Genomic DNA, 482 nt, shown 5'->3' on the forward strand with positions numbered 1-482 from the left:
GAAACATTTTGCTGTATGTACTGACTTGATCAATACCGGCATTGGTTCTTGAGTCTGAGGTTAGAACCAGTCCTTTATCTAATGATATGGCAATACAATACGTCATAAATTGTTCCAGGAATCGCTGTGTTTAAAGATAGTCAAAAAGTTGAGATTGAGCAATCATCGTTTACTCGCTCACGACAATGGATGGAACCCACGGGCGGGCTTTGAGTCGTTAATACTAAAGACAGGATGAGTTAACAGCGTTGTTAACGAACATAATCAAGTTAATTATTATCTCGGATATGACGTCTGAATTCACCCCCTTTATCGGAGTATACGATGGAACCCATAAAGACATTTATTGAGCAAATCAGCTGGTCTACTATTATCACCACCAGTTTTCGAATGGTGATTATCTTTATTGTGGCCTGGGTGACAACATGGTTACTCAAATCAGCACTACAGCGGTTTGAACTAAGACTGGTCGGCAAAGCGAC

Source organism: Methylophaga sp. UBA5088, assembly GCF_002414625.1.
Lineage (GTDB): Bacteria > Pseudomonadota > Gammaproteobacteria > Nitrosococcales > Methylophagaceae > Methylophaga > Methylophaga marina.